Raw genomic sequence first — 8091 nt, forward strand, 5'->3', positions numbered from 1 at the left:
ACGACGCCATGCCCGCCGAGCCCGAGGACGCGTCGCCGACGACCCGCCGCGACGCGAGGGGACGCCGGCGGGACCGCCTCGACATCACGGGGGAGTGGCGCCGCGTCTCGCCCCGGTACGTCGCGGTCGAGATCGTGTCGGCCGTCGTGTCGAGCGTGCTGCTGCTCGCCGTGCCCGTGGTGCTGATGCTGATCGGCCTGCCGTGGGGCTGGATCCCGATGGCCGCCGCGGCCGCCCTCGCGGTGACCCTCCTGATCGTGGCCCCGCGCCGTGCGCGCGCCTACGGCTACCTCCTGCGCCAGGACGACCTCCTCTTCCGCCGCGGCATCATGTTCCAGCGCTTCGTGTCGGTGCCGTACGGGCGGATGCAGCTCATCGACGTCAACCGCGGGCCGCTCGCCCGGGCGCTCGGCCTCGCCGACCTCCGCTTCGTCACCGCCGCCGCGGCGACCGGCGTCAGCATCCCGGGCCTGGCCGAGCAGGACGCGGAGGAGCTCCGCGACCGCCTGGTCGAGCTCGCCGAGTCGCGCCGGGCCGGCCTGTGACCGAGCTCCGCGCCGTCGAGACGGACCTCGCCGACGGGGAGTGGCACCGCCTCCATCCCGCGACCCCGGTCCTCAAGGGCGGGATCGGCCTGCTGGTCGTCCTCGGCATCGTGATCACGAACCTCCGCGAGCGCCTGGTCGAGCTGTTCCTGCCCGGGCCGGAGGGGTTCGAGAGCGGTGATCCGGTCGACGAGCTGCTGCGCCGCGGTCTCGTCGGCTGGGCGCTGCTGGCGGTCGCGGTGGGCCTGGCGGTCGCCGTCTTCGCGTTCTGGCTGTCCTGGCGGATGCACACCTTCCGCATCACGGACGAGCTCGTCGAGGTGCGCTCCGGCGTGCTCTTCCGGACCAACCGGCGGGCGCGGCTGGACCGCATCCAGGGCATCGCGGTGCAGCGTCCGCTGTTCGCGCGGCTGTTCGGAGCCGCGAAGCTCGAGGTGAGCGTGGCCGGGCAGGACGCGAACGTCCAGCTGTCGTACCTCGGGTCGCGCTTGGTCGACGCCCTGCGCCGCGACATCCTGCGGCTCGCGTCCGGGGTGCGCGAGCGGGAGGCGACGGTCGACGGTGCGGCTCCGGCGGGCGGGTTCCTGGCGCGCCGGCTGGAGGAGTTCGGCGAGCCTCAGGACGAGACGCCGCCCGAGTCGGTCGTCTCGATCCCGCCGGGCCGGCTCCTCGGCTCGCTCGTCTTCAGCGGCTTCACGCTGTTCCTGGCCGCCTCGGTCGTCGCCGTGGTGTTCGTCGCCGTCTACGGCTCGCCCTACGTGCTCTTCGCGATCCTGCCGGGCCTGATCGGCTCGGGCAGCTACTACGTCCGCCAGTTCGTGCGCTCGCTCCGGTACTCGATCGCCGCGACGCCCGACGGCGTGCGGGTCGGCTACGGCGTGCTCTCGACCAGCAGCGACACGATCCCGCCCGGCCGGATCCACGCCGTCGAGATCACGCAGCCGCTGCTCTGGCGCCCCTTCGGCTGGTGGCAGGTGCGGATCGACCGCGCCGGCCACGCGGCCTCCCGCGGGGCGAACGGCGAGCCGAACACCACGATCCTGCCCGTCGGCGACCTCGCCGCCGTCGAGCGCGTCCTCGCCCTCCTGCTGCCCGGACCGGCCGAGGGAGCGGAGTCGACGCCCGTCGGAGACGCGCTCCGGCACCGCGACGCGGCCGGCTTCACCCGGGCGCCGCGCTCGGCGGTGTGGCTCCGCCCCTTCTCGTTCCGGAGGACCGGGTACCGGCTGACGGACGAGGTCGCGATCCTGCGCAGCGGAGCGGTCTGGCGGCGGGTCGCCGTGGTGCCCCTGGCGCGGATGCAGAGCGTCGGGGTCCAGCAGGGACCGCTCCAGCGCCTGCTCGGGCTGGCCTCGGCGCGGGTGCACACGGTGGCCGGCCCCGTCACTCCGCTCGTGCCGGTGATGAGCGCGGCCGACGGACTCGCCTTCTTCGAGAGCCTCGCGACGGCCGGAGTGCGGGCCGCCGACCGCGACGCGAGCCACCAGTGGGGGCGGCGCGCGGCCGCACCCGCCCTGCCCGACTGGCCCGCTCCGGAGGGGGAACCGCATGCCTGAGAACCGCCGCGACGGACGCCTGGGCGTCGGCGTGATCGGTGCCGGACGCGTGGGCCCGGTGCTGGGTGCCGCGCTCGCCGGGGCCGGCCACGCCGTGATCGGGATCGCCACCACCAGCGAGAGCGGCCGCGAGCGCGCCGACGCGCTGCTCCCCGGAGTCCCCGTGCTCGCGATCCCCGAGCTCGTCGAGCGCAGCGAGCTGGTGATCGTCGCCGTCCCCGGGAGCGAGATCGCCGCCCTGGTCGCGGGGCTCGCCGCGACCGGAGCGTGGCAGCCCGGCCAGCTGGTGCTGCACACGGCGCCTGAGCACGGCTACGGGGTGCTCGCTCCGGCGCTCGCCTCCGGGGTCATCCCCCTGGCAGTCCACCCGGCGATGGCCTTCAGCGGCACCAGCCTCGACCTGGCGCGCCTCGCCGAGACCTACTTCGCCGTGTCGGCACCGGGCCCGGTGCTGCCGATCGCGCAGGCGCTGGTGGTCGAGATGGGCGGGGAGCCGGTCACCGTGGCGGAGTCGGACCGCGCCGCCTACGCGGAGGCCGTCTCGACCGCCACGACCTTCTCGACCGCGATCGTCGACCAGGCGGCGGGACTGCTGGCGGGCATCGGCGTCGAGAAGCCGGGCTTCTTCCTCTCCAGTCTCGTCCGCTCCTCCGTCGACGACGCCCTGCGCCGCGCGGCGGGCTGACGGGCGGCGCCGCTCGAGACGCCGCTCCCCGGGTGGGACGCCGCTCGGGAGGCGGTGCCTCGCGGAGGAGCACGGCGTCTCCGTGCCGAGGGCCCCGCTGGTCGCGGGCCCGCCGGTAGCATCGTCGGGTGATCAGCACCGTCCACCGCATCGGCGACCTCCGCGAGCGGCTGCAGGAGGCGCGGCGGGCCGGTCGGCGCATCGCGCTCGTGCCGACGATGGGCGCCCTGCACGCCGGGCACCTCGCCCTCGTCGAGCGGGCGCGCGAGCTGGCCGACGTCGTCGTCGTGTCGGTGTTCGTGAATCCGCTGCAGTTCGGTCCGACCGAGGACCTGGACCGCTATCCGCGCGACCTCGAGGGCGACACCGCCCTGCTCGACGCGGCCGGGGCCGACCTCCTCTTCGCCCCGGGAGTCGCCGAGATGTATCCCGACGGGCCGTCCTCGACGCGGGTCGTCGCGGGCGAGGTCGGCGGCCTCTACGAGGGGCGCGCGCGACCGGGCCACTTCGACGGGATGCTCACCGTCGTCGCCAAGCTCCTGAGCATCGCCCAGCCGGACGTCGCGGTCTTCGGGCAGAAGGACGCGCAGCAGCTGTTCCTCGTGCGCCGCATGGTCCGCGACCTCGACCTGCCCGTCGCGATCGAGGGCGTCGGCATCGTGCGGGAGGAGGACGGGCTCGCCCGCTCCAGCCGCAACCGCTACCTCGACGAGGAGCAGCGCCGCGCGGGCCTCGTGCTCCCGCGCCTCCTCGCGGCCGCCACGGAGGCCGCGGACCGCGGTGCCGCCGCGGCGATCGAGGCCGCCGAGGCCGTCGCGCACGCCGAGCCGCTCGTTAAGCTGGACTACCTCGTCGTCGTGGATCCCGCGACGCTCCTCCCGGTCGACGCCGACCACCGCGGCCCGGCACTCGTGCTCGTCGCCGCGATCGTCGGCACCACCCGCCTCCTCGACAACGCCCCGATCCTGCTCGCCTGATCGCGGCCGTCCGCCCCGAACCGAAAGCACCGCGACCCCTCATGGCCGACACCCCCGACGTCCCCGAGTCCACGACCCCCGCCGCCGAGCAGTCCGACTCCGAGCAGGCCGCCGCCGAGCGGGCCGCGCAGCAGGAGGCCTCCGAGCAGAAGGCCGTCCGCCTCGCCAAGCGCGAGCGCCTGCTCGAGCTCGCGGGCGACGACCTCGGCGCCGGCGCCTACCCCGTCGCGGTCGGAGTCACCGACACCATCGCGGCCGTCCGGGCGCGCCACGAGGGCATCGAGCCGGACGTGAAGACCGGCGAGCGCGTCGGCCTCGCGGGCCGCGTGGTGTTCCAGCGCAACACGGGCAAGCTCTGCTTCGCGACGCTGCAGGCCGGCGACGGCGAGCGGATCCAGGCCATGGTCTCGCTCGGCGACGTGGGCGAGGAGTCGCTGGCGGCGTGGAAGGAGCTCGTCGACCTGGGCGACCACCTCTTCGTCGAGGGCGAGGTCGTCTCAAGCAAGCGCGGCGAGCTGAGCGTGTGGGTGTCGGAGTGGACGATCGCCGCGAAGTCGATCCTGCCGCTGCCGAACCTGCACAACGAGCTCGGCGACGAGACCCGGATGCGCCAGCGCTACCTCGACCTGATCGTGCGCCCCCAGGCCCGCGAGACGGTCGTCACCCGCGCCCGCGTGAACGCCTCCCTCCGCGACACCTTCGCCTCCCACGAGTTCCTCGAGGTCGAGACCCCGATGCTGCAGGTGATGCACGGCGGCGCCTCCGCCCGCCCCTTCGCCACGCACTCGAACGCCTTCGACACCGAGCTGTACCTGCGCATCGCGCCCGAGCTCTACCTCAAGCGGGCGGTCGTCGGCGGCATCGACCGGGTCTTCGAGATCAACCGCAACTTCCGCAACGAGGGCGCCGACTCCACCCACTCGCCCGAGTTCGCGATGCTCGAGGCCTACCAGGCGTACGGCGACTACAACTCGATCGCCGACCTCACCCAGGAGCTGATCCAGAACGCGGCGCAGGCCGTCGCGGGCTCGCACGTGGTCACCTGGGCCGACGGCACCGAGTTCGACCTCGGCGGCCGGTGGGACCGCATCTCGATGTACGAGAGCCTGTCGCTCGCGGCCGGAATCGCGATCACGCCGGAGACGGAGCTCGCCGAGCTCGAGACCCTCGCCGCGCGCGAGGGCGTCGAGGTGCACGTCCCCACGCACGGCAAGTACGTCGAGGAGCTGTGGGAGCACTTCGTGAAGGGCGGCCTGACGCGTCCGACCTTCGTGATGGACTTCCCCGTCGACACCTCGCCGCTCGTGCGCGCGCACCGCAGCATCCCGGGCGTCGTCGAGAAGTGGGACCTCTACGTCCGCGGCTTCGAGCTGGCCACCGGCTACTCCGAGCTGATCGACCCGGTCGTGCAGCGCGAGCGCTTCGTCGAGCAGGCCCGCCAGGCCGCCGCGGGCGACGACGAGGCGATGCGCCTGGACGAGGACTTCCTCCGCGCCCTCGAGCACGGCATGCCCCCCACCGGCGGCATGGGCATGGGCATCGACCGCCTCCTGATGGCGATCACCGGCCTCGGGATCCGCGAGACGATCCTCTTCCCGCTCGTCAAGTAGGGTCGCAGGAGCCGAGGGGGGAGACATGGTCAGGGCATCGAGCATCGTCGCGGCCGTCGCGGCGGGCGTCCTCACGATCGCGCAGTTCGGAGTGGGGACCGCGGTCGCCGCGAGCGTCCTCGCCTCCTCCGGCGACGTCGGCACCGCGCTGGCCGACCGGCGGGCGGCCGAGGCGTTCACGCCCGACCCCACGATCGCCGGCTTCGCGGAGCGGACCGCCATGTCCGACCGCGGCCGCGCCCTCTACTACGCGTCGAGCCCGTCGGTCGAGCCGACCGCCGGCTTCAACGACCTCTGCGGCTACGGCGCCTCCGACGACATCGTCCTCGGCTGCTACACCGGCACCAGCATCTACATCTCGGACGTCGCCAATCCCGACCTCGACGGGATCCGCGACGTGACGGCGGCCCACGAGATGCTGCACGCGGCGTGGGTGCGGCTCGACGCGGAGGAGCAGGCCGAGCTGGGCGACGAGCTCGAGGCCGCGTACGAGACCCTCCCGCAGGACGGCACGATCGCCGAGCGCCTCGAGCTGTACCGCACCGGCGGCCTCGGCGAGCGCGTCAACGAGCTGCACTCGATCCTGGGGACCGAGGTGGCCGACCTGCCACCGGCGCTCGAGGCGCACTACGCCGAGTTCTTCGACGACCGCTCGGTCGTCGTGGGCCTGAACGCCCGCTACGAGGCGGTCTTCACCGATCTCGAGAACCGCATCGAGGACCTGGTCTCCCGGATCGAGACGATGTACGCCGACCTCACGGCGCGGATCGACGCGAACAACGCAGAGTACGACGCGCTCAACGTCGAGATCGACGACTTCAACTCGCGCGCCGACAGCGGCGACTTCGGATCGACGGCCGAGTTCGAGACGGAGCGCGCCGATCTGCTCGCCCGCAGCCAGGCCGTCGACGCCACCCGCGCCGCCATCGACGCGGACATCGCCGTGTACGACGGCCTGCGCTCGGAGCTGGAGGGCCTCAACTCCGATGCCGCGGCGCTGAACAAGTCGGTCGAGAGCCAGTAGCGCCCAGCGCCCGCGAAGGCCGCTGGGCGCACGGGCCTCCGGGCTCACGGCTCCCGCGCCGGTGCCGCGGGTAGGATCGCCGCATGGACTGGGAGCTGTGGAACCAGGGGCTGTGGGCCCTCGTGCCGACGATCACGGTCGGAGCCATCTTCTGGTTCGTGATGCGCGCCCTCATCCGCTCGGACCGCAACGAGCGCCGAGCGTACGACCGCATCGAGGCCCGCGAGCGCGAGCGCCGCGGCCTGCCTCCCCGCGACGCCTCCTGACCACCGCCGCCGCGCGGGTGCCTTCCACGCCCGCTGAGCGGCTCCGCACGACGAACGAGGAGGCGCGGTGCCCGCACCCGACTGGGCGGTGATCCTCCCGATCGCGGCCGTCGTCGTCGAGCTCGTGGTCCGCGTGATCGCCGTCATCGTCGTGCCGCGGAACCGCCGTCCGACCACCGGCCTCGCCTGGCTGATGGCGATCTTCCTGATCCCGTACGTCGGCATCCTGCTGTTCCTCTTCATCGGGAGCTACCGGCTGCCGCGCAAGCGCCGCCGGAAGCAGCAGGAGATCAACCGGTTCATCCTGGAGTCGACCGACGGCATCGACCGCGTCGCCCGGGAGCACCCGTGGCCGCAGTGGCTGGAGTCGGTGGTCACCCTCAACCGCAACCTCGGGGCGATGCCGCTGGTCGGCGGGAACGACGCGCGCCTCCAGGGCGACTACGAGCAGACCATCCGCGCGATGGCCGCCGAGATCGACCGCGCCCGCCGCTACGTGCACTGCGAGTTCTACATCCTCGCCGCCGACTCGACCACCGCGCCCTTCTTCGACGCGCTCGACCGCGCGGTGGCGCGCGGGGTGCGGGTGCGGATCCTCCTCGACCACATCGCGTCGATCCGCGTGCCCGGCTACTACAGCGGCACCCACCGCCGGCTGCGCGCCCTCGAGCGGGCGGGCGCCTCGTGGTCGTACATGCTCCCCGTGCGGCCGTGGCGCGGCCAGTACCAGCGGCCGGACCTGCGCAACCACCGCAAGCTGCTGATCGTCGACGGCAACGCGGCCTTCATGGGCTCGCAGAACGTCGTCGACTCCAGCTACAACAAGCGCGGCAACATCCGTCGCGGCCTGCACTGGCACGACCTGATGGTGCGCCTCGAGGGGCCGGTGGTGCAGGGCATCAACGCCATCTTCATCACCGACTGGTACAGCGAGACCGACGAGCTGCTCCTGCGGGAGTCGGAGCCGATGGAGGCGCTGCAGCAGCGCGACACGATCGACTGCCAGGTGGTGCCGAGCGGCCCGGGGTTCGAGGGCGAGAACAACCTGCGCCTGTTCCTGACGCTGCTCTACTCGGCGCAGAAGTCGATCATCATCACCAGCCCGTACTTCGTGCCCGACGAGGCGATGCTCTACGCGATCACGACGGCGACCCGGCGGGGCGTGCACGTGGAGCTCTTCGTCTCCGAGATCGGCGACCAGGCCGTGGTCTACCACGCCCAGCGCTCGTACTACGAGACGCTGCTGACCGCGGGCGTGCGCATCTGGATGTACCGCAAGCCGACCATCCTGCACGCGAAGCACTTCACGATCGACGACGACGTCGCCGTGATCGGCTCGAGCAACATGGACATGCGCTCCTTCACGCTCAACCTCGAGGTCTCGCTCATGGTGCGCGGCTCGGAGTTCGTCGAGGACCTGCGCCAGGT

Annotated in this window: 8 protein-coding genes; all 8 read left to right on the top strand. The window is 73.0% G+C overall.

The window, feature by feature from the left end; all coding sequences use genetic code 11:
• The first annotated feature begins 8 nt into the window (after nt 1–8).
• Nucleotides 9–545, top strand: a complete 537-nt coding sequence (locus C5C74_RS03180; RefSeq protein WP_104238408.1) for a PH domain-containing protein — start codon at nt 9–11, stop codon at nt 543–545.
• Nucleotides 542–2101, top strand: coding sequence for a PH domain-containing protein (locus C5C74_RS03185; RefSeq protein ID WP_104238409.1), 1560 nt, complete (start codon nt 542–544; stop codon nt 2099–2101). Before C5C74_RS03180 ends, C5C74_RS03185 begins: the two co-directional genes overlap by 4 nt.
• The gene (locus C5C74_RS03190) at nt 2094–2786 is read left to right on the top strand and encodes a Rossmann-like and DUF2520 domain-containing protein (RefSeq protein ID WP_104224097.1); all 693 of its coding nucleotides are present in this window, start codon (nt 2094–2096) and stop codon (nt 2784–2786) included. Before C5C74_RS03185 ends, C5C74_RS03190 begins: the two co-directional genes overlap by 8 nt.
• 128 nt (nt 2787–2914) lie before the next feature.
• Entirely contained in the window at nt 2915–3763 is an 849-nt protein-coding gene (gene panC, locus C5C74_RS03195; protein WP_104350970.1) for a pantoate--beta-alanine ligase, read from the top strand.
• 41 nt (nt 3764–3804) lie between these two features.
• Complete coding sequence (lysS, locus tag C5C74_RS03200; protein WP_104326418.1) at nt 3805–5373, top strand: lysine--tRNA ligase; 1569 nt, start codon at nt 3805–3807, stop codon at nt 5371–5373.
• Nucleotides 5374–5398: 25 nt separating this feature from the next.
• On the top strand, nt 5399–6397 hold the full coding sequence (locus C5C74_RS17270; RefSeq protein ID WP_181134638.1) for a hypothetical protein: 999 nt from the start codon (nt 5399–5401) through the stop codon (nt 6395–6397).
• Nucleotides 6398–6480: 83 nt separating this feature from the next.
• On the top strand, nt 6481–6663 hold the full coding sequence (locus tag C5C74_RS03210; RefSeq protein ID WP_104224094.1) for a hypothetical protein: 183 nt from the start codon (nt 6481–6483) through the stop codon (nt 6661–6663).
• Nucleotides 6664–6730: 67 nt separating this feature from the next.
• Nucleotides 6731–8091: cardiolipin synthase (gene cls, locus C5C74_RS03215; RefSeq protein ID WP_104350971.1), on the top strand; the 1361-nt coding region annotated here is incomplete at its 3' end.

The sequence above is a fragment of the Rathayibacter sp. AY1E8 genome (assembly GCF_002931415.1).
Classification (GTDB): Bacteria; Actinomycetota; Actinomycetes; order Actinomycetales; family Microbacteriaceae; genus Rathayibacter.

Excerpts from the sequence above, each read along its gene's own strand:
- C5C74_RS03180 (WP_104238408.1), top strand. The coding sequence starts at position 9 with ATGCCCGCCGAGCCCGAGGACGCGTCGCCGACGACCCGCCGCGACGCG.
- C5C74_RS03190 (WP_104224097.1), top strand. The coding sequence starts at position 2,094 with ATGCCTGAGAACCGCCGCGACGGACGCCTGGGCGTCGGCGTGATCGGT.
- lysS (WP_104326418.1), top strand. The coding sequence starts at position 3,805 with ATGGCCGACACCCCCGACGTCCCCGAGTCCACGACCCCCGCCGCCGAG.
- C5C74_RS17270 (WP_181134638.1), top strand. The coding sequence starts at position 5,399 with ATGGTCAGGGCATCGAGCATCGTCGCGGCCGTCGCGGCGGGCGTCCTC.
- C5C74_RS03210 (WP_104224094.1), top strand. The coding sequence starts at position 6,481 with ATGGACTGGGAGCTGTGGAACCAGGGGCTGTGGGCCCTCGTGCCGACG.